This is a genomic window from uncultured Victivallis sp. (assembly GCF_944391105.1).
In the GTDB taxonomy this organism is placed as follows: Bacteria; Verrucomicrobiota; Lentisphaeria; order Victivallales; family Victivallaceae; genus Victivallis.
The window spans coordinates 1-19,555 of record NZ_CALXSK010000043.1 but is presented as its reverse complement, the minus strand read 5'-3'; the positions used below and the strand labels follow the sequence as shown (position 1 = coordinate 19,555).

18 protein-coding genes are annotated in these 19,555 nt (G+C 56.5%); 9 read left to right on the top strand and 9 right to left on the bottom strand.

What is annotated here, in order from left to right:
- Positions 1-30: 30 nt before the first annotated feature.
- Both Q0K10_RS12365 and Q0K10_RS12360 read right to left on the bottom strand, forming a co-directional pair.
- Positions 31-453 carry an EamA family transporter gene (locus tag Q0K10_RS12365; RefSeq protein WP_366943009.1) on the bottom strand — a complete coding sequence of 141 codons (423 nt, stop codon included), beginning with the start codon at positions 451-453 and terminating at the stop codon, positions 31-33.
- A 37-nt stretch (positions 454-490) separates the two neighbouring features.
- Positions 491-787 (bottom strand): glycogen-binding domain-containing protein, encoded by a 297-nt coding sequence (locus Q0K10_RS12360; protein ID WP_294507521.1) that lies wholly within the window; start codon positions 785-787, stop codon positions 491-493.
- 291 nt (positions 788-1,078) lie between these two features.
- Here Q0K10_RS12360 and Q0K10_RS12355 point away from each other — a divergent pair, with 291 nt between their 5' ends.
- The gene (locus Q0K10_RS12355; protein WP_294507520.1) at positions 1,079-3,319 is read left to right on the top strand and encodes a hypothetical protein; all 2,241 of its coding nucleotides are present in this window, start codon (positions 1,079-1,081) and stop codon (positions 3,317-3,319) included.
- Here the strand turns inward: Q0K10_RS12355 and nfo are convergent.
- Positions 3,316-4,182 carry a deoxyribonuclease IV gene (nfo, locus tag Q0K10_RS12350; protein WP_294507518.1) on the bottom strand — a complete coding sequence of 289 codons (867 nt, stop codon included), beginning with the start codon at positions 4,180-4,182 and terminating at the stop codon, positions 3,316-3,318. The genes Q0K10_RS12355 and nfo overlap by 4 nt on opposite strands.
- Positions 4,183-4,308: 126 nt before the next feature.
- Here nfo and Q0K10_RS12345 point away from each other — a divergent pair, with 126 nt between their 5' ends.
- The 3 genes from Q0K10_RS12345 to Q0K10_RS12335 are packed head-to-tail and all read left to right on the top strand — an operon-like array spanning position 4,309 to position 8,066.
- Entirely contained in the window at positions 4,309-5,367 is a 1,059-nt protein-coding gene (locus tag Q0K10_RS12345; RefSeq protein WP_294507515.1) for a lysylphosphatidylglycerol synthase transmembrane domain-containing protein, read from the top strand.
- Positions 5,360-6,793, top strand: a complete 1,434-nt coding sequence (locus Q0K10_RS12340) for a methylenetetrahydrofolate reductase C-terminal domain-containing protein (protein WP_294507513.1) — start codon at positions 5,360-5,362, stop codon at positions 6,791-6,793. The genes Q0K10_RS12345 and Q0K10_RS12340 overlap by 8 nt, the downstream gene beginning before the upstream one ends.
- A gap of 40 nt (positions 6,794-6,833) precedes the next feature.
- The gene (locus Q0K10_RS12335) at positions 6,834-8,066 is read left to right on the top strand and encodes a DUF1015 family protein (protein WP_294507511.1); all 1,233 of its coding nucleotides are present in this window, start codon (positions 6,834-6,836) and stop codon (positions 8,064-8,066) included.
- Between the two features lie 36 nt (positions 8,067-8,102).
- Here Q0K10_RS12335 and Q0K10_RS12330 read toward each other — a convergent pair whose 3' ends face one another.
- On the bottom strand, positions 8,103-8,885 hold the full coding sequence (locus tag Q0K10_RS12330; RefSeq protein WP_294507509.1) for an AraC family transcriptional regulator: 783 nt from the start codon (positions 8,883-8,885) through the stop codon (positions 8,103-8,105).
- Between the two features lie 143 nt (positions 8,886-9,028).
- Here Q0K10_RS12330 and Q0K10_RS12325 point away from each other — a divergent pair, with 143 nt between their 5' ends.
- Together Q0K10_RS12325 and Q0K10_RS12320 are read left to right on the top strand one after the other, a co-directional pair.
- Positions 9,029-9,787, top strand: coding sequence for a sugar phosphate isomerase/epimerase (locus Q0K10_RS12325; RefSeq protein WP_294507507.1), 759 nt, complete (start codon positions 9,029-9,031; stop codon positions 9,785-9,787).
- Between the two features lie 51 nt (positions 9,788-9,838).
- Complete coding sequence (locus Q0K10_RS12320; RefSeq protein WP_294507505.1) at positions 9,839-10,975, top strand: Gfo/Idh/MocA family oxidoreductase; 1,137 nt, start codon at positions 9,839-9,841, stop codon at positions 10,973-10,975.
- Positions 10,976-11,105: 130 nt separating this feature from the next.
- On the opposite strand, the gene Q0K10_RS12315 is transcribed toward Q0K10_RS12320, so the two are convergent.
- Together Q0K10_RS12315 and Q0K10_RS12310 are read right to left on the bottom strand one after the other, a co-directional pair.
- The gene (locus Q0K10_RS12315; RefSeq protein ID WP_294507503.1) at positions 11,106-12,260 is read right to left on the bottom strand and encodes a peptidylprolyl isomerase; all 1,155 of its coding nucleotides are present in this window, start codon (positions 12,258-12,260) and stop codon (positions 11,106-11,108) included.
- A 208-nt stretch (positions 12,261-12,468) separates the two neighbouring features.
- Positions 12,469-13,797, bottom strand: coding sequence for an alpha-amylase family glycosyl hydrolase (locus Q0K10_RS12310; RefSeq protein ID WP_294507501.1), 1,329 nt, complete (start codon positions 13,795-13,797; stop codon positions 12,469-12,471).
- A 116-nt stretch (positions 13,798-13,913) separates the two neighbouring features.
- On the opposite strand from Q0K10_RS12310, the gene Q0K10_RS12305 reads away from it, so the two are divergent.
- A complete protein-coding gene (locus tag Q0K10_RS12305) occupies positions 13,914-14,735 on the top strand; it encodes an AraC family transcriptional regulator (RefSeq protein WP_294507499.1) in 822 nt (273 codons plus the stop codon).
- Positions 14,736-14,829: 94 nt separating this feature from the next.
- Here Q0K10_RS12305 and Q0K10_RS12300 read toward each other — a convergent pair whose 3' ends face one another.
- Both Q0K10_RS12300 and Q0K10_RS12295 read right to left on the bottom strand, forming a co-directional pair.
- Positions 14,830-15,141, bottom strand: a complete 312-nt coding sequence (locus Q0K10_RS12300; protein ID WP_294507497.1) for a hypothetical protein — start codon at positions 15,139-15,141, stop codon at positions 14,830-14,832.
- 28 nt (positions 15,142-15,169) lie between these two features.
- A complete protein-coding gene (locus tag Q0K10_RS12295) occupies positions 15,170-15,409 on the bottom strand; it encodes a hypothetical protein (RefSeq protein ID WP_294507495.1) in 240 nt (79 codons plus the stop codon).
- Between the two features lie 283 nt (positions 15,410-15,692).
- Here Q0K10_RS12295 and Q0K10_RS12290 point away from each other — a divergent pair, with 283 nt between their 5' ends.
- Both Q0K10_RS12290 and Q0K10_RS12285 read left to right on the top strand, forming a co-directional pair.
- Positions 15,693-16,526, top strand: a complete 834-nt coding sequence (locus Q0K10_RS12290; protein WP_294507494.1) for a glycosyltransferase family A protein — start codon at positions 15,693-15,695, stop codon at positions 16,524-16,526.
- Positions 16,520-17,758, top strand: a complete 1,239-nt coding sequence (locus Q0K10_RS12285; protein ID WP_294507492.1) for a glycosyltransferase family 4 protein — start codon at positions 16,520-16,522, stop codon at positions 17,756-17,758. Before Q0K10_RS12290 ends, Q0K10_RS12285 begins: the two co-directional genes overlap by 7 nt.
- A 26-nt stretch (positions 17,759-17,784) precedes the next feature.
- On the opposite strand, the gene Q0K10_RS12280 is transcribed toward Q0K10_RS12285, so the two are convergent.
- Complete coding sequence (locus tag Q0K10_RS12280; RefSeq protein WP_294507490.1) at positions 17,785-19,458, bottom strand: transposase; 1,674 nt, start codon at positions 19,456-19,458, stop codon at positions 17,785-17,787.
- Positions 19,459-19,555: the final 97 nt, after the last annotated feature.

Here is a 19,555-nt window from a genome sequence, read left to right as displayed (position 1 = left end):
AAAAAAAAGTCGATCCGTGGAGAATTTTACTTATTTTCCGGGAAGGAGAATCACGAGAGTGCCCGCCAGAATCAGCGCGCCGCCGGCGATGCCGCGCCAGCCGGGATGTTCGCCGAGCAGAACGATCCCAAGCAGGATCGTAATCGCCACGCTGAGCTTGTCAATGGGGGCGACCAGCGATGCCGGCCCCCCCTGAAGCGCTTTGAAGTAGAAGAGCCACGACAGCCCGGTCGCAATACCTGAAAGAATCAGAAAAACCACGCACCGCTGCGAAACGTCGCGAATCCCGGCCGCCGTCCCGCTCACAAGCACGATACCCCACGTGATGACGAGAATCACCGTCGTGCGGATCGCCGTCGCCAGATTCGAGTCGACCCCGTCAACCCCTTTTTTGGCGAGAATCGCAGTCAGCGCCGCAAATACCGCCGAGAGCACCGCATAACATTTCCACATGGCCGCTCCAGTGCGGAATTCCATCCGCATTCCGGATTCAATTCACAACCAGAACGCTGTTCAACGTCCCGAAATCGTTCGATGCGAAATTCGGATTTTCATCATCGAGAATCCAGAGATCGTCGAGGACGAATTTATACTCGTAAGACCCCGGAGCAAGCGTAATCCGGCAGATATAGTGTCCGTCCCCCGCCGGCTCGCTCATCGGTGCCGCTTCCGGATCCCAATCGTTGAAGGAACCGGCGACAAAGACTTTCAACCCCGGCTTTGCCGTCACGGAAAACTCGCAGACCCGCCCGGCGTCGTTTTTCTCGTTGTCAAGCAGTTTCACCATCCCCGTCAATCTCCATCGCTTCCATTCGGCCTCCGAAGCACCGGAGCCGAAAAGCAATTGCTTCTTTGTCATTACAGGAGTATAATATACATCCTCCAATGGATTTTCGCAACCGGATTAGTTAAGAAAATAAAACTATTTTTCTGCCGGAGGGCGGACGGAGACCTCATCTTTTTTCAAATTTTTTTGTATTTTTTTTGAATGGAAGATGGTTTCCGAACCTTTTCCATTGTATATTCTAGAAAAGGAGCGGAAACCATAACCGGATTCCGGAAGAAAAGCAGTCGGAATATGAAGAAAAGCCCAGGAGAACCGCAAGCGCACAAACTGGAGTTCCGCCTGATCGGCGGCTCCTATCAACCGCTGGTCGAGAACGCCGACGATCTCCGCGAACTCCTCGAACTCGATGAAGCGCACTGGGCGCTGAACAGCATAAGCGTCACATCGATGCGCTGCGACGAGCGGTTCCTCGCCTTTCTTGACGACGATATGAACGGCAAAATCCGAACCGGCGAGGTGAAACGTGCCGTCGTCTGGTTTCTCGGGGTGCTCCGGGATTTTCATGGATTCGAAGAAGGCAGCGACACGCTGCTCCTCTCCGCCATCGACGACTCCACCCCGGAAGGGGCGGCCCTCCTCGACTCCGCAAAACTCGTGCTCACGAACCTGGGAGACGATTCGGCCGACCGGATCACCCTTGCGCAAATCCGGAACGACCAGCAAATCATCGCATGCGCCCGTCGCAACGGCGACGGCGTCATTCCGCCGGAAGCGGCGGACACACCGGAAGCGGAAGAACTCATCCGGACTGCGATGAAGGCGTTCGGCAGCATCCGGGATGTCAGCGGCAGCGAGGGCATCGATGGAACCATCCTCGACTCGTTCGTCAGCGCGGCGACGAATTTCCTGGCCTGGGCGGACGCTCCGGGCAAAGATCCGGAAACGCTTCTGCCGTTCGGGGAAGATACCGCGGCCTCCTATCAGAAGTACGCCGCAGTCGCCTCCGAAATCGACAATTATTTCATCGCATGCGAAGCACTCAATTTCAGCACGGAAGCGCCGCAGCGGCTCGGGAAGGTGGAAAATACGATCGACCTGCTGAACAATCCCGCAATCCGCAGCTTCTTTTCCGCCGCACCTCCGGCGGAACCGCGCAACGACGGGAAACTCGACTTCAACACCCGGCTGAATCCCCTTCAACGCGATGCGCTGCTTGCATTTGCTGCCGACAAACATCTCAAACACCTTCTGAAGGAGTCCAAACTTTCCCAACCGGAATGGGAGCGGCTCAAAGAGAAGTTCGCCCCCTATGCGGCCTGGCTCTCCTCCAGACCGGAGGATCCTTCCGGCGGGCTCGACCTCGAAACGCTCCGATGTCTGACGCGGCCCGAACGGGTCGATCAACTGCGCGAAATGCTCGCTGCGGATCTGGCGGTCGCCCCCAGAATCGGCGCCTGCAACCAGCTGCACAAGCTGATTCTGTTCCAGGCCGGGCTGAAGGAGTTTCTGAACAACTATATCAATTTAAGTCTTCTGTTCAACCCTGATGCGCCGTCGCTGCTGCAGGCGGGGAAACTCGTCATGGACGGGATGTGCCTTACTCTCTGCTCGATTGTGCAGAACGTCGCGGAACATAAGAACATCGTCCAGCGCAGCAACATCTGCGTGATCTACCTGGATGCCTCGACCGGAACGCCGGACGCGGCAAGAACCATGAAACTGGCCGTCGCCGTCACCAGCAGGAACATCCATAACTTCTTTGTAGGCAAGTATGGAATCTTCTTCGCCGCGGACGGATCGCTGTGGGACGCAAGAATCATCGATGTCGTTCAACAGCCGGTTTCAATTTCCGAAGCGCTGCGCATGCCGTTTTACAAGTTCGGAGAGTTCATCGCCAATCTGGCCGACCGCTTCTTCTCAACCAAAAGTCAGGATGCGCAGAAACAGCTCGAAGTGAACCTCAACTCCGCCGCGACGACCGCAACGACTGCACCCGGCGCCCTGCCCGCAGCCCAGGCGGCCAAGGCGCAAACGCCGGCGGTTTCCGGCTCCATGATGCTCATGGGCAGCGGAATCGGAATCGCGGCACTCGGGAGTTCAATCGCATTCATCGTCAAGCAACTCGCCCACGTCTCCATCTGGAATGTGCTGGCGGTGCTGCTCGGGATCATTCTTATTTTCGGGGGACCGGTCGTGGTGGTCTCGCTCGTCAAACTCTACCGCAGAAACCTCTCCCGCTTTCTGGAAGCGAACGGAGTTGCGGTCAACCGCCCGATGCGGCTCAGCCGCCGGATGGGGACGATCTTCACATACGCGCCGAAGCTCCCGAAGGCGACCCTCCTGAAACGTGATCTGGTCAATTACTTCAGCCACCCGATCAGCAACTGGCCGTTGCGAATTCTGCTGATTCTGCTTCTGGCCGCGCTGTGCGCCTGGGGCGGATACTGGGGATTCCGCTGGATGACCATGTCGAAATCCGCGCCGGCACCTCAGCAGAAACCCCTGAAAACGACCGCCGCGGAACAACCCTAGTTTCCGGCAGCGGGCGGAACCGCATTTGCAAACTCTTTGAGCATCGCGATCTCCCGGGACCAGATCTCCTCATTCGGGGTTTCCAGAATCAGCGGAATGCCGTCGAAACGTTCATCCTGCATGAGTCGCCGGAAAAACTCCAGTCCCAGCTCCCCTTCCCCGATGCTGTTGTGGCGGTCGAGACGGCCGCCGAGCACGCTTTTGGAATCGTTCAGGTGCATCCCCTGCAAATATTCGAAACCGATCAGCCGTTCGAAATCGGAAAAAGTCTTCTCATATCCTTCCGGCGTCCTCAGATCGTATCCCGCCGCATAGGAGTGGCAGGTGTCGATGCAGACGCCGACCCGTCCGGGACGATCGACCAGTTCGAGCATCTCGGCGATCTGTTCGAACGCGAATCCGACGTTCGTTCCCTGCCCGGCGGTGTTCTCGAATACCGCCGCGACATTCGGAACCGTATCGACCGCTTCGCGGACGCTTGCGGCGATGAGCCGAAGCTCCTCCTCCAGCGTCACCTCCTTCAAGTGGCTGCCCGGATGGAAGTTCAGCTTCACAAGCCCGAGCTCGTCGCAGCGCCGGAGTTCATCGATGAACGCCGCGAGCGAACGTTTCCGTTTCCCGGGATCCGGCTGGCCGAGATTGATGAGATAAGTGTCGTGCGGCAGAATCAGCTCAGGTCGATACCCGAACGCCTCGCAGTTCGCCCGGAACGCGGCGATCGATTCGGGCGAAAGCGGCGGCGCGCTCCACTGCCGCTGGTTCTTCGTAAACATTGCGAACGCGGTCGCCCCGAGTGCGTGCGCGTTGAGAGGCGCATTCTCCACGCCCCCCGAAATACTGACATGGGCTCCGATATATTTCATGACATCTCCTCCTGATTTCAAGAGCGGCGCCGCCGCGAAAAAACCGAAAAAATAGCCCCCCTCGACAATTGCCGAAAAGCGGTTTTCATGCTATTTTAATAGACAATGCAACAAGGTTTTTTTCAAATGAGTTCGTTTGCAAAGCTGAAAAAGTTTCTCTGGTTCTTTGCCAAACTCGCGATTGCGGGAGGCATTGTGGCCTATCTCGTGCTGCGCAATCCGGAGGAAATTGCGGCAAGTTTCCGCACATTCAACTACTGGTGGCTCATTCCGGCATGCGGGATCTATCTCGGACACATTCTCGTCTGCGCCTGGCGCTGGCATCGGCTGACCCGGATGCTCGGAGTACGGCTCTCTGGCTTCGAAGCGGTCTCGCTGACCATGCAGGGAAACTTCTTTTCGCTCGTGATTCCCGGCGGAGCGATCGGCGGAGACGTGGTCAAAATGGGCGTGCTGTCCAAACGGTCGAAGGCGGGCAGCAAGGTGGAAGGAGCATTCACGATCCTCATGGACCGGATCATCGGAATGATTGCGCTCTTCGTGCTGGCGCTCGGACTGCTCATTCCGGCCGCGCCGCTGCTCATGAAGGTGGAGCTTCCGCAGCTTCCGCTGACCGACGGCATGCGAAGGGTCGGAATTTTCGCGCTTGCGGGCCTCTGTCTTGCGGGTCTCGGAGCATCGTGCGTAATCTTTTTCCATCGCAGAATCGAAAAACTCCCGCTCTTCGGGGATCTGATGCACTGGGGGGATCGCATCACGCACGGCATGGTCTCGCGCATGACCGCCGCGACCGACATCTATGCGAAACAGTGGAAGGAACTGACACTCCTTGTGATCGTGAGCATCCTCTTCGTCCACCTGATGACTGTTGCGGCATTCGCCTGCATCATGGGAGGGCTTGAGATCACGGTTCCGGCGCTCACGCTCATCACCGCCGTGACGATCGGAAACATCGCGGGACTCATCCCGCTCTGTCCCGGGGGAATCGGGGGACGCGATCTGGTGATCATCACGATTCTGGCCGCCGGAAGCATCGCCGTGGGCGACGCCAAGACCGGGCAGCTGCTTTACACGGCGACGGTTCTCTTCTTCAACCTCCTCGGCGGCGTATTCTTCCTGTTTGATCCGGGGCGGAGGCAGACGGAAGAGACCCTGAAAAAAGAACTGGAGTCTACCCATGAGTGAACCTGAAAAACAGTCGACCCCTCCAGTGAACCGTTTCCGGAATGCGCTCAGCAACGGGGAGTTCGTACTTCTGGTGGAGAGTTCTTCTCCGAGTCTGTCGAACGATCCGATCGCAGCGGGGGAACGGCTAGCCGCGCTGGAATCGGCGGTGCTGTCGGTTCCGGGGGTGAACGCCGCGCTGGCAATCACCGACCGCTATCTCAATCTTGACGCCTGGCGGGCGGTCGAATATGCGAATGCGCTGCGAGAGGAGAACCGCGACCGCCACGTCATCTACCTCTCCGGACGCAACACCACGGCCGAAGAGCTCGAACAGCTCGCCGACGCGGCCGCAAAGAGCCGCAACTTCAACATCGTGCCGGTGAGCGGCAACTGCATCCCGGGGGACACGCTGCGCGAGTGCCGCAAACGCGTATTCACGGAAAGCGTGGAAATTCTCCGCGGACTTTCGGCGCGGCCGCAGCCGTTCTTCCTCGGAGGAACGGTGAACCCCTACGTCTACACCCCCTATACGATGATGGGGCAGTATTTCAAACTTGTGAAAAAGCTGAACGCAGGAGCGTCGTTCGTCGTCGCGCAGGCGGGATGGGATATGCTCAAACTTCAGTCGCTGCGCTGGTATTTTTCCGGGAGAAACCTCTACGATCCGATGATCGCGCGGCTCGTTCTGCTCACCCCGAATCTGGTTGAAAAAATCCTTGCCGGCGAATATCCGGGGATCTACATCTCGCGCGATTTTCAGAAAATTCTCGAAAAGGAGCTGCGCTATTCGCAGAACCAGTTCGAAGCCGCCCAGTTCCGGCGGATTGAGCTCCAGGCTGCCGGCTGCCGGCTGCTCGGCTTCAGCGGGATTCAGCTCGCCGGGGCCGAAACTCCGAGCCGCGCCAAGATCGCCGCCGAACGCATTGCAAACGCACTCAAGGAGTTCGACAATTTCGACAGCTGGCTTGAAGAGTACAATTCCTACCTGGCACGCGCGGAAATGTCTCCGTTCACGAGCAGTTTCTATCTCTACGACCACACGCTGCGACGCGCCTATCCCGAGGAGGAACACCCTGCAGTGCGCGATTTTGGAGAGCCGAAGATTTCGCCCGGAGAAAAATTGTCGTTCCGGCTGCGCCGTTTTCTCTTCGAACACGCGGACGAGCAGCGCGCGGATTCGCGCAGACTGCTCAAGCGGCTCTTCGCCTCCTGCCGCGGCTGTCACAACTGCCGGCTGCCGCAGACGGAATTCGTCTGCCCGGAGAGTTGCCCGAAACGGCTGCCGAATGGACCGTGCGGCGGAGTGAAACCGACCGGAGAGTGCGAAATCGCCCCGGGCGAATGTATTCACAGCAAAGTTCTCAGGCTCTCGTACTGGAACGAATCGATGCAGACGCTCGAAGACAGGATTCTTGACTCAGGAAGGGACGAAACCTTCCAGTGATCGTTCATCCATCCATTCATACACAAGGAGATATCAGAATATGGCCGAACTTCTTCCTTTCCACGGACTGCTGCCCTCCCGGGAACGCGCTGCGCAGGTGGCCGCCGTCCCCTATGACGTGGTGAACACGCGCGAAGCCGCTGAACTTGCGAAAGACAATCCGTTCAGCTTTCTGCACGTGTCGCGTCCCGAAATCGATCTGGAACACGGCATCGATCTGCACGACGAGAGGGTCTATCGCCAGGCGGGCGAGGCATTCCGGCGGCTCTGCCGCGAAGTTCCTCTCACCGTCGACGAGGGGAAACACCTCTACCTCTATCAGCTGCAGATGGGCGACCAGATCCAGACCGGCGTGATCGGAGCGGCTTCCGCCGCCGAATACCGGGCCGGCATCATCAAGAAACATGAGAAAACCCGCCAGGACAAGGAGGACGACCGCACGCGTCATGTCATGGAGCTGCGCAGTCATACCGGCCCGGCCTTCTTCACCTACCGCGGCAAAGCCGACATCGACGAAGTGATCGAGCAGGAGCTCAAAAAGGAGCCGCTCTTCAACTTCACTGCGCCGGACGGGATTCGCCACACGCTCTGGCGCATCGACGAAGCGACCAGCGAAAAACTTTCCGATCTCTTCCGCAAGGAAGTGCCGGTCTTCTACATCGCCGACGGCCACCATCGCAGCGCCGCTGCCGCGCGCACCGCGGCGGAGTGCGCGCCGAAGAATCCGAACCACACCGGCAAAGAGGATTACAACTATTTTCTGACGGTCGCCTTTCCGGCCGATCAGCTCAAGATCCTGCCGTACAACCGCGTGGTGCGGACGCTGAACGGACACACGCCTGCGGAATTTCTGGCTCTGCTCGGAGAGAAGTTCGAGGTGCTCCCCGCTGCGGACGGAGAGGTTGAAAAGCCGGGCGAATTCAAGTTCTATCTTGCGCACATGTGGTATCTTGCCAGGCCGAAATTCGACACGTCAAAGCTGAACGTCATCGAGCAGCTCGATGTGAGCATTCTTCAGGACAACGTCCTTGCCCCGCTGCTTGGAATCGCGGATCCGCGCACGAGCAAAGAGATCGATTTCATCGGCGGAATCCGCGGCACGAAGGAGCTTGTGAAACTCGTCGACTCAAAACAGTATGCGATCGCGTTCTCGATGCACGCGACCACAGTCGATCAGCTCATGGCCATCGCCGACGCGGGGGAGATCATGCCGCCGAAATCGACCTGGTTCGAACCGAAGCTGCGCGACGGCCTCGTCTCGCACAACTTCTGACGGGATCGATCCATCCGTTCCGGGACGCCGCCCGGCTCAGCCGTTCGGCTGCTGGCGGCGTCGATACTCTCCGGGCGGCATTCCGGAAGTGCGCCGGAATGCCCGGTAGAAACTTTCAAGATTTTCAAAACCGCACTCCTCGGAGATGGTTTTGATGTTGTCATCTCCTCCCGCCAGACGGATGCGCGCAAGGCGGAGCCGGTAATTGAGCAGATACTGATGGGGACTCGCCCCGAGGTGCTTGTGAAAGAGCGCGTAAAGATACGGCTCGCTCACGCCGGAACGCTGCGCGAGATCCCGCACGGAAAAGGTCAAGGCGGAGGCGTCCTTGAGCACGGCAAGCGCCTTGGCCAGCGGCTTGGGATACGCAGCTGCGACACTGCGCCGGTTGTAGATATAACTCTCCCAGAACAGCCGCCGGTGGACATACTCGCAAAGGTAGGTGCGGTCTATGGTTTCGTCGTGAAAACGACTTACAACCTCATCCACGAAACCGTCCAGTTCGGCCTCATTGCTCCAGCCGGTCACGCGCGGAACCGAGCGGCGGTCCTCCGGCACGCGGAAACGGATCGCGAGGCAGCGGTACGGATCGTCCGCAGGCGTCCGGAAGATCGTGTATTCCCCCGCGATGTGCCAGAAAATCGTCCCGCGCTCAAACTCCCGCAGTTCCCCGTCCTGTTCAAAGTAAACGCATCCGCCGATCATCACTTCCACGATCTCGGTGCCCGGGACAATTTCAGCCGGACGAATCGGCCGGTTCGCAGGTGCGAGAAAAATGCTCACGCCCTGCAGTTCAAGCGGCCGGTTGATTCCCTGCATATTTCCTCCACCTTGCGATAAGCGGTAAAAAAATAATAGGTTTGGTAAATTGCCAAATCCATTCTCACGCTATAGAATATATTGAGATTTGTATTTTTTACAATTCCCAAACCCAAAAAAACAGGAAAAAAAGGAGTCGGAAAATGTTTCAGGCGGCAGTACAGCTCTACTCGTTCCGGGATCAGTGTGCGAAAGATTTCGTCGACATTCTGAAGCTGGTCTCCATCATCGGCTTCAAGGGTGTTGAACCGGCCGGGTTCTTCGACCTGAAACCGCGGGAGTTCAAGAAGATCGTGAACGACCTCGGCATGGAAGTGTGCTCGGCCCACGGTCCGTGGTGCCGCTCGGCGGAGCAGATTCCGGAGATCGTCGACACGCTCGGAGAACTCGGGCTCTCCACCTGCGTCTGCGGCTTCGGCCCGAATGAATTCAAGGACATGGATTCGATCAAGCGCACGGCGGAGATGACCTCCGACTGGCAGGAAAAACTCGAAAAACAGGGGATCACGCTCTTCCAGCACAACCATGCGTTCGAGTTCGAACTGGTCGACGGGCGGATCGCCTACGACATCTACGCCGAACTCTGCCCGAAGATGAAATTCGAAATGGACTGCTACTGGTCCGCGAATCATGGCAAGGTCGACCCGGTCGAGGTGATGAAGCGCTACCGCGATCGGACGATTCTGATCCATATGAAGGACGGCGTTCTCGACCCGGACATCCCGCAAATTCCGCTCGGCTCCGGCAAGCTGCCGATTCCGGCGATCCTTGCGGAAGCCGACCCGAAGCTCGTCAAATGGGTCATCGTCGAACTCGACAACTGTGTGATCGACATCTACCGCGGAATCAAGAAGAGCTATCTGTACATGACGAAAAACGGACTCTGCGTCGGCAATCGCTGATCCCGGTCCGCATCATACTTAAAGACTCAGCATAAGGAGAACAACACAATCATGAAAAAAACAAAACTCGGCATCATCGGGTGCGGAATGATTTCCGGCGCCTATCTGAAGGCGGCTTCGCGCTTTCACAACATCGAAATCGTCGCGGGGTCGGACATCGTGCCGGGCCGCGCGGCCGCGAAGCGGGATGAATTCAAGGAGTTCGGTTACAACGAGAACACGTTCCGCGCCTACGACGCGAATCCGGAAGGGACGAATGCCGAACTGCTTTCGGATCCCGAAATCGAAGTCGTGCTGAATCTGACCCCGCCGAAACAGCATTCGCGCGTGGATCTCGAAATCCTGAACGCGGGCAAGCATGCCTATTCCGAAAAGCCGTTCGGTGTGAATCTCGAGGACGCGAAGAAAGTTCTGAAGCTCGCGGAAGAGAAGAATCTGCGCTGCGGCTGCGCCCCGGACACCTTCCTCGGCGGCGGCCAGCAGACCGCCCGCAAACTCATCGACGACGGCTGGATCGGCAAGCCGCTGGCCGGAACCGCAATCGTGATGGGGCGCGGCCCTGAAAAGTGGCCCCAGGCTCCGTTCTTCTTCGACTACGGCGCCGGCCCGATGCTCGACCTCGGCCCCTACTACGTGACCACGCTTGTGAACATGCTCGGCCCCGCGAAGCGCGTAACCGCCTTCACGAAGAAGTTCGACGACATGCGCGTCGGCGGTCCGGAGACCCAGCCGCCGGTCTATCCGATCAACGTCACGACCCACCTGACCGGCGTGATCGAGTTCCAGTGCGGCGCGCTCATCACGATGATCAGCAGTTTCGACGTCTGGAAGCACGGCCACTGCCCGATCGAAATCTACGGATCGGAGGGGTCGCTGCAGGTTCCGGACCCGAACACGTTCGGCGGTCCGGTTCGCGTCTTCCGCAAGGGATTCGAGGAGTGGCAGGATGTGCCGATGCCGTTCGGCTACACCGACAACTCCCGCAGCATCGGCGCGGTCGACATGGTCAACGCGATCAAGTCCGGCCGTCCGCACCGTGCGAACAACAAGCTCGCGTATCACGTGCTTGAGATCATGTGTTCGTTCGACAAATCCAGCGAGCTCGGCCGCCCGGTTGAGATCGAAAGCACCTGCGAGCGCCCGGCGCCGCTGCCGCTCGGTCTCGACGACGGCTTCCTCGACGACTGAGCTTCCTGCTGAAACAGCAATTCACCCCGCAAAGTTCCACTTCGCGGGGTGTTTTTCTGCCGGGAGTTCCGGTACAAAAAAAACGCACCGCGGCAAACGGTGCGTTTCTTTTGAATCCGGCTCTTCGGAATTACATGCCCATATCGGCCGGCAATTCGACGTTGTATTTCACTTTATACTCTTTTTCGAGCTTGTTGAAATACTCCATCAAAGCCTTCTGCTGAGCCTGCTGCTCCTCCATCTCCTTCTGCATCTTGAGATAGTTGACGATGTCGGCGCTGACTTTTTCGAACGGCATCACGCCGGCCTCGGTCTTGAGCGCGTTGCGGCGGATGATGTGGTAGCCGAACTGAGTCTTGACCGGCTCGGAGGTGATCTCGCCCTCCTTCAGCGCAAGCGCCGCCTTTTCAAACTCCGGAACCATCTGCCCCTTCGAGAATACGCCGAGGTCGCCACCCTTCGCACTGCTCGGACAGGAGCTGTTGTCCTTCGCGATCGTCTCAAACTCGGCCGGCTTCTCCTTCAGAATCTTGATGAGCGACTCAGCCTTTTCCTTCGCCTTCTTGTCCGCAGCGGCGTCCTTCCCGTCGACGGGGATCAGGATGTGGGAGGCGCGGATCTGATCGGGCTTGTCGGCCTCCTGCTTGAACTGATCCTTGTTCGCATCGTAAAACTTCTGCGCGGCATCCGGCGCGATGGTCTTGTCGATCTTGACGTTCTTCAGAACCTTGTCCTCAAGATAGCTCTGACCGGCAATCTGCTTCTGGAAATCCGGATTCTTCGAAAGTTCATCAATAAACTGTTCCAGCGTCTTGCCCTGCATCTGCGCCTGCTGGGTCAGAGCGGCAAGCTGCATCTTCTCCATTTTCTTGATCTCCTCGTTCAGCTTCGCCTTGGCAAGCTCGGCACTCGGCTTGATCCCGGCCTTCTCAAGTTCGAGATCCAGAATCTTCTGAAGCACGATGCCCTTTGCGAGATTCGGCAGCATCCGCTTGATGAAATCGCCCGTGATTCCCGGCGGAAGCTGACCGCCGGGAAGATTCCCGATCAACTGCGCGACGACCTCGTCCTTCGTGATCTTCTGGCCGCCGATCTCCGCAAGAACCGGCGGAATCACGTTGAATGGATCCTCCGCCGGTTTCACCGGTTCCGGCTTCGCTTCGAGGGGCTTCACTTCGGCGGGTTTCACTTCGGCGGGTTTGGCGTTATCGGCCGCAAATGCGGTGAAGCCGCCGCAGACGAGACTGCCGGCAGCGAAAAGCGCCATGATTCTGCTGTAATCCATTGTGTTGTTTCTCCTTAGTTGAACAGGGAAACCTTTCCTCCGGTTTCCCGCAAACTCTTCTTCATACTTCCCCGATGCAACAGAAGCATCAGCTGTTTTAACATTAATATACTCTCAAGTATGAAATTTCAACTCCGGAAATCGAATATTCCTGAGGAAATTCGCTCTTTCGTCCGGATCCAGCGGAAAACCTGCCGAAAAAACCTTGTCAACCACGCAGAACGAGACAGCTGAACGGGGGCAGTTCCGCACTTCCGTCGCACCAACCGGCACCGCCTTCGCTGTCGATCACATGCCGTCCGGCCAGCGGAATCGTGCGCGCCTCCGGCCCGAGATTCACGGCGACGACGACGCTCTCGCCCTCCCCTTCCCGCCGGAACGTGAGCACCGCTTCCGGGAACGGGCTGTCCATCCAGACGGTTTCCCCCTCGGTCAGGGCCGGGATGCGGCGACGCAGCTCGATCATCCTGCGGATGAATGCCATACGGTGCTTTCCACGCGGAGTCGCCGCATTCGACCAGTCGATGCCGATGTACCCGCCCCCGTGGAACCGGTTGCTGAAAATGCTGTGCCGCCGCGAATCGGCGATCTCCTGCCCGTTGTAGAGAAACGGGATGCCGTCGATCAGAAAACAGAATGCCAGCGCGGCCTCGACACCGGCACTGTGAAGTTTTTCGGTCCGGCACTCATACTCGTCGTTTGAAATGTCGTGATTATCCGTACTGCGGATGAAACGGGCGCCGGTGAGTCCGCCGACAGCCTGCGACTCGTGTTCCCGACGCAACTCCGAGGCGGGTTTCTCCCCGGCCAGAACCGCACACGCGATATGCGGAATAGAGCAGTACTGCATATCGAACGCCGCTCGCTGCTCAAGCTCACTGCCTCCGAAACTCTCAGCGAGCATGACGATGCCGGGCTTGAGCGCATCGATCCTCCTGCGCCCCTCCTCCCAGAAGTCGAGCGGAACCGCATTGGAAACGTCGCAGCGGTAGCCGTCAACATCGAACTCCCGCACGAAATACTCCATGTTCCGCCACAGGTATTCGCGCAGCGCGGGAGATTTGAAATTCAGTTCCGGGAAATGCCAGAGTCCGTTCTTGACCGCGCCGTTTTCGTCCCGCACCACGAAATCCGGATGCTCATCGATGAACACTGCCGTCGGCCCGCAATGGTAATAGACCAGATCGAGCAGGACGCGGAGGTTGTTGTCGTGCGCGGTGCGAACGAACGATTTCAAATCGTCGTCCGTGCCGTATTCGGGATCGATGGAGTAATAATCCTTCATGCGGTACATGTTCTGCGGATTGCCGAAGCCGGACTGCCGCTGCCGTTCACTCCAGAACTCCTCGCGAGGATCGTCGTCGGCGAGGAAGATCGGGCAGAGGTAGACCAGATCGACTCCGAGCGAAGCGATGTGCGGCAGCATCTCTTCCGCAGACTTCAGCGTGCCGCCGGGGGTGAACGCCCGCAGATTGATCTGATAAATCACGGAATTTTTCAGGAATCCCGGAGCCTTCTTCGCCGTCATATCCGCCATGATATTTATCCTTTCCCATGTTTGATCTTTTATCCGGATGTTGTATATTATACCGTTTCAAGCTCAAAATAACAATGGCTGAAACGATTATATTTTTAACCATTATAACGATTCTCATGAAGGAACAACTGATTGAAAAAGCCCGGAAACTGCCGGAACCGGAGAGTTATTTCCGCGGACTCGAACCGCCGGAGGGGACATCGCATCTGCCGTCCAATCTGCTCCTCTACTGGCACGATTATCCGCATGAGCGCACGATCATAAGCACACGTTACATGCTGATCCTCCCGGCGCGGCCGATCGAATACATCGTCAACGGCAACCAGATCGAACTCGACTCCGGCCGGGCTCTGCTGGTCAAGCCCTACCTCCAGCGCAGCGTTCCGGAAACCCGCGAACGATATGATCGGCTCATCATCTCGTTCGAAGCGCCGGAAGCGGCATTCTATCTTCCGGCGGAATGGGTCATGCAGACAAACGACGAGTCGATGGCTGCGGCGGAACGGCTGGTGGACGCATATCTTGCCGGAGACATACTGCGTGCCGTTTTCGAACTGGTACTGCTGCTGCGCGAGCTCTCCCGCCATCCGGCCGAACGCGTGGTTCCGCCGCTTTCGCCACCGGTCCGCCTCGCACTGAACCGGATCAACCAGGCGCTCGAACTGCCGCTCTCGATCAAAGAACTCGCTGCAGAGTCGGGACTTTCCGTCAGCCATTTCCGTTACAGATTCCGCGAAGAGCTCGGAATTTCCCTCGGCGACTATCTTGCGGAACGGCGCGTCAATGCCGCCCGGCGGCTGCTCGAAGAGACCGCCGACTCCATCGGCGGAATTGCCCGCGCCTGCGGCTACGACACAATCTATGCGTTCAGCCGTTTCTTCCGCCGGCGTACCGGCATATCCCCCTCCGAATGGCGGAAACGTCACGCCATCCGATAAAAAAAAGGACGCCCTCCTCTCAGGGGCGCCCGTGGAAAAACCATGGAAATCGCCTCCGATCCATCCGGATCGACTTCGATTTCCACGTTCCTTCTCATAGTCGCCAGCAACACGCAAACGCGCACGGATTTGTTGTCCGGACAGGACGGTATGGCGAACACGGAACTCTCGTTCTTCCGGCTCTCTTCGTCACCGTTGCCGGCGGCACGACCGGCCGGTCGCTCCAGACGGTGATCGTCACCTGCGGCAGAGCGTGCGGCACGAGCAGAAAGCGAACCGAAGTGAGCTCCCCGGGGAGACTCCAGAACGGCTCCCGCCTTCCATGAACCACTGCAGAGAGCGAAATCGACAGCTCCGGAGCCAGAGCGCCGTTCCTCATCCACCGGAAATTCACGGAAAACATCATGCCGAATCCTCTCTTCCGAACCGGAAAATTACTTCGCCTTCTCGTTCTTCTGAACCACACCGGCCTCGACCAGCTTGTCGATGAGCTGCTGCATCGAGCCGAACATGCTCAGGAATCCCTGCGGCGGCATGATGACCCGCTGCACGGCCTGCATTTCCGTCGCACCGCCTTCCTTCGGCTGAACGGTGACAAAGTCGAACCGCACCATGCCGCCGGCAAAATGAATCTGGCCGATTCCGTCGACAAAAATTTCTTTTCCACAATTCATGATCTTCCATCCTTTCGATGTTCTTGCGCCCGGCAGAAGCCGCCCCGTGCGATTCCGTACCGGAGACGCATTCCGTACTGGAGAGCTAACTTAGCGCTCCGCGCGGCAATTATCAACCCTTCCGGGTGACTCTTTTCCCTTTTTTTTCGAAAAATGTGGTTCGGATTCCATCGGTTCAGCCGAAATCGCCCAAAAGCCCGCCATCCCGGCACGGGAGGATTGAAAAAAAGGCGGTTTCGTGGTATATTGAATCAAACAAGTGAAGTCCCGGAAGAGTTTGCACATGGTCAGCATCGTAATCCCCTCGCGCAACAATGAAGAGCGGATAGGCCGGACACTGGCTGCGATCTTCGCGCAGAATCGGCGCGACTTCGAGGTCATTTCCTGTGACGACAACTCGAACGACCGCACCCCGGTTATCCTCGACGGCTATCCGGAAGTGCGTCAGCTGCACATGCCGCCGGGGCGCCATTTTCCGGGGGAACTGCTGAATCGCGCAATACCGGAGTGCCGCGGCGAAATCATCGTCATCAACCACGCAGGCAGCTGCCCGCTCGACGCGGATTATCTGGACAACCTGGTGAAACCGCTGGAGGAGAATCCCGACATTCAGGCGACTTTCGCCAGACAGGAGGCTTGCTGCGACGCCCCCTTCGCACTGCGCAGCGCCATCGCCCGCAGATTCGCCCGGCAGAATCCCGGCTTCTCCCTTGCGGGAGCGGCGGTCCGCCGGAAACGGGCTCTCGCACTGCCGTTCGACACGACACTCCCGCTGGCGTTTTCGCAGGAGTGGGCGAAGCGGCTCGAAGCGGCGGGAGGAACCATCGCCTATGCGCCGGAAGCGCGGCTGGAGAGATCTCCTGAACCAGGCTGGACAAACCTCTGGAGTTTCTGCCGTTTGCTCGGCTTCTCCCGCGCCAGAGCAACGGGAGAGAGCTCCGGCTTTCTCGCATTCCTGCGAAAATTCGCGGTGGAAACCCGCGCAGACCTGCAACTCGCGAGAGCCTGGCGCTCCCCCGGTGCCCTCCCGGGAATCCTGCTGTGGCGGACGATCGAATACTACGCATATTTCCGCGGCGAACGCGCCGCTCAAGCAAAAGGAAACATCTCATGCTGAAAACCGCTCAGATCCTCCGACGGTTCGCCTTCGAAGAGTGGGGAGGAACCGAAAACACCATCTGGAACAGCGTGCTCGGAATGCGCAAACACAACGTGGAGTCGGACATTCTCAGCACCACCGCGCTTGCGCCGGTTGAATTCGAGGAGCGCAACGGAGTTGCGATCCGCCGTTTTCCGTACTTCTACCCCTACTGGCCGCTCAACGAAACGGATCGCCTCCAGCTCGATCACCGCAACGGCAATCCGGTCAGCCTGCCGCTCTACAACTATCTCAAATCGGCGGATTACGCACTGCTTCACGTCCACAGCACCGGACGCATCGCCGGGCTCGTGCGCGCGGCGGCGCGGAAACGGAATGTTCCCTACATCGTAAGTTTCCACCGTGACTATCTGCGGATGACGGAACGAGAGCGTGCCGAACTGGAGCGGCCGCTGCGTCACACCTTCTCCTACGGAAAACTCTTCGAGCTGGTCTGCGGCTGGAGACGAAACGTCATCTCCGACGCCTCCGGAATCGTCTGCGTCGGCGAAAAAGAAGCGGATTTTTTGCGCGAACGCTGGCCGAACAAACGGATCTTACGACTTGCCGACGGGGTCGATTTCGAGCGTTTTTCCACCCCGGTGAAAACCGATGTGCGCAAGGCGTTCAACATACCGCCCTACCGGACGCTGCTGCTGTGCGTTTCACGCATCGACGAGCAGAAAAATCAAAAACTGCTCGTGCGCTTCCTCTCGACTCTCACGGAAGAGGGGGAGAACGTCCACGCACTCATCATCGGTCCGCCGACCACCCGCTACTATCTGCAGGAACTCACGCAGCTGGCCAGGGATCTGCAGGTCTCCGACCGGGTGACGATCGTGCCGGGACTCGGAGCGGACGATGAACGGCTGGTCGCGGCCTATCAGGATGCGGACATCTTCATCATGCCGTCGAAAGACGAGACGTTCGGCATCGTCGTGCTGGAAGCGTGGAGCGCCGGACTGCCGGTGCTCGTCTCCGCCGTCGGCGGACTCAAGCAGCTCGTGCGGGACGGCGAAAATGGACTGCTCTTCGAACCCGACAATCTCGGCAGTTTGCTGAACGCCTACCGGACGCTTTCCCGTTACGGCCTGCGCGACAAGCTCACAACCAACGCCCGACGCGAAGCCTCAACCCGGTACAGCTACGACGCCATCAGCGGCCGCCTCGCGGAATTCTACCGCGAGAGCATCGAAGAACAGAACAACTGAAAAAGAAAAGGGGCTGTTGCAAAACCTCATAGTTTTGCAGCCGCCCTTTTCCCATATTTATAAGACTCTCTCAGCATTTCATTTTGCCCTATTATGTGTTTTTTCATGAGTCTTTTCAGATTAGCTTTCTTTGGAACTTCCGGTTCAAGATCCGCAGGAGCAATCCAGTAATCTGTTTTGCCTTTTCCGTCGAAAAAAGAAAATAATTTGCGGATGTTATATCCCAGACAAACGAGCATACACTCGGCACTGACATTATCGAGACCTTTTCGTCTGACCCTTTCATAATCCATATCCTGCTTTATGACGCCGAAAGCTCCTTCTACTTGGGAGGAACGATTGATACGCATTTCTATTCCTTTCGGCGAAAGCAAATTTTGTATGGCTTGTTTCTTGAATTCATATAGTTCATAGCATACCTCAAAAACTCTATCTTGGCGTTCTTTATCAGCGACACATCTCATACAAAATGGTTTAAATTTACATTCGCTGCAATTTTCAATATGATAAAACTTAGTTTCTTTCCCTCTGGAGTGAGTTCTATATGTATCAAGTTTAACAGCTTTCCTGCCGTTCAAACAAATCAGGTTTTGTTCTTTATCGAAACTGTATAGATCGATATATTCTCCGCGAACCATCTTCTGCCAAATCTGCGGTTTGACATAGTTTTCTATGCCCACAGCAGCCATATACCTGTAGTTATCCAACGAACCATATCCACTGTCTGCGCATAACTTTTCCGGAAAAGAGCCATAGTCAGCATGATAGTTGTCAAGTAAAGGTATAAAAGTTTTACTGTCGGCTCTATCTTGTGATACAAGGTAATCCAGAATCAGTCCTTTCGAAACTACAATTTGAAGAGAATACGCGGCATGCATGTTACTTCCAAGGCCTGAATAATAATCCGCTTTCAAACACATTGCTGTTGCATCTTTGTCTGTTTTGTAATAAGAATTTCGTTCCGTCCCGCAAATCGCTTCAATTTCTTCATATTGCAATGTTTTCAGTAACATTTTCTCCAATGAATGATAATCTTTGACAATCTGCGTCTGCCGATGCCCTGAACCACTTACAATAGGAATGTTTCTATCTGTAATTTTCTGTTTGAGCATAGAGAGAAATTGAGCTACTTCTTTCGATATAAATTCTTTTTTCCCTGGTGGCAAATGAAAATAGGCAGAAATAATTGATCTGAGACCTTCGTTTAACTTATCATGCTTTTTTCTAGGCTTCCAGACGAATTTATATTTGTTGGCATTGGCTTCAAGCTTTGTTCCATCGATAAAGACTTCAGATATGTCGATGTCATATTTTCGAACAATCTCTTTCATGATACATGAGAATATTTCTCGTTGTCTTGCAACAACTACGTTGTTGCAAAACCTGGAAATCGTGGAATATGACGGAGCTTTTTGTTCCATCAAATACATAAAACGTGTGTCGAATCGAATGCTGTCTTCAATGCGTCGAAGACTTCCCGAATGCTTTGAAAATGCAAATAGTATGGCGGAAAATAAACGAAACGGATTGTGAGATGGTCTTCCGCCTTTTTCGATGCTTTTAGTAACTGTTTCTGCTATTATTCGCCCTACGCCTGAGTACTCTAAAATCCTGAGATAATTATCGAGTTTTTGCTTTTCCTCAGAGGATAGATCTGAGCAAAGAAACAAATAGTCCTGAAAATTTGTAAAATAGGCCATGGTCATCTCCTGATCATAGCCTTATTATACACAATTTTACCGAGATTCAAAAGAAAAAGGGCTGTCGCATACCTTGTGAGGTTTTGCAACAGCCCCT

Bases quoted from the DNA above. Each gene is read 5' to 3' on its own strand.
- Q0K10_RS12320 (WP_294507505.1), top strand. From the start codon at position 9,839: ATGAAAAAAACAAAACTCGGCATCATCGGGTGCGGAATGATTTCCGGC.
- Q0K10_RS12285 (WP_294507492.1), top strand. From the start codon at position 16,520: ATGCTGAAAACCGCTCAGATCCTCCGACGGTTCGCCTTCGAAGAGTGG.
- Q0K10_RS12315 (WP_294507503.1), bottom strand. From the start codon at position 12,260: ATGGATTACAGCAGAATCATGGCGCTTTTCGCTGCCGGCAGTCTCGTC.
- Q0K10_RS12340 (WP_294507513.1), top strand. From the start codon at position 5,360: ATGAGTGAACCTGAAAAACAGTCGACCCCTCCAGTGAACCGTTTCCGG.
- Q0K10_RS12290 (WP_294507494.1), top strand. From the start codon at position 15,693: ATGGTCAGCATCGTAATCCCCTCGCGCAACAATGAAGAGCGGATAGGC.
- nfo (WP_294507518.1), bottom strand. From the start codon at position 4,182: ATGAAATATATCGGAGCCCATGTCAGTATTTCGGGGGGCGTGGAGAAT.
- Q0K10_RS12365 (WP_366943009.1), bottom strand. From the start codon at position 453: ATGTGGAAATGTTATGCGGTGCTCTCGGCGGTATTTGCGGCGCTGACT.
- Q0K10_RS12360 (WP_294507521.1), bottom strand. From the start codon at position 787: ATGGTGAAACTGCTTGACAACGAGAAAAACGACGCCGGGCGGGTCTGC.
- Q0K10_RS12310 (WP_294507501.1), bottom strand. From the start codon at position 13,797: ATGGCGGATATGACGGCGAAGAAGGCTCCGGGATTCCTGAAAAATTCC.
- Q0K10_RS12355 (WP_294507520.1), top strand. From the start codon at position 1,079: ATGAAGAAAAGCCCAGGAGAACCGCAAGCGCACAAACTGGAGTTCCGC.
- Q0K10_RS12325 (WP_294507507.1), top strand. From the start codon at position 9,029: ATGTTTCAGGCGGCAGTACAGCTCTACTCGTTCCGGGATCAGTGTGCG.
- Q0K10_RS12295 (WP_294507495.1), bottom strand. From the start codon at position 15,409: ATGAATTGTGGAAAAGAAATTTTTGTCGACGGAATCGGCCAGATTCAT.
- Q0K10_RS12345 (WP_294507515.1), top strand. From the start codon at position 4,309: ATGAGTTCGTTTGCAAAGCTGAAAAAGTTTCTCTGGTTCTTTGCCAAA.
- Q0K10_RS12335 (WP_294507511.1), top strand. From the start codon at position 6,834: ATGGCCGAACTTCTTCCTTTCCACGGACTGCTGCCCTCCCGGGAACGC.
- Q0K10_RS12330 (WP_294507509.1), bottom strand. From the start codon at position 8,885: ATGCAGGGAATCAACCGGCCGCTTGAACTGCAGGGCGTGAGCATTTTT.
- Q0K10_RS12280 (WP_294507490.1), bottom strand. From the start codon at position 19,458: ATGGCCTATTTTACAAATTTTCAGGACTATTTGTTTCTTTGCTCAGAT.
- Q0K10_RS12305 (WP_294507499.1), top strand. From the start codon at position 13,914: ATGAAGGAACAACTGATTGAAAAAGCCCGGAAACTGCCGGAACCGGAG.
- Q0K10_RS12300 (WP_294507497.1), bottom strand. From the start codon at position 15,141: ATGATGTTTTCCGTGAATTTCCGGTGGATGAGGAACGGCGCTCTGGCT.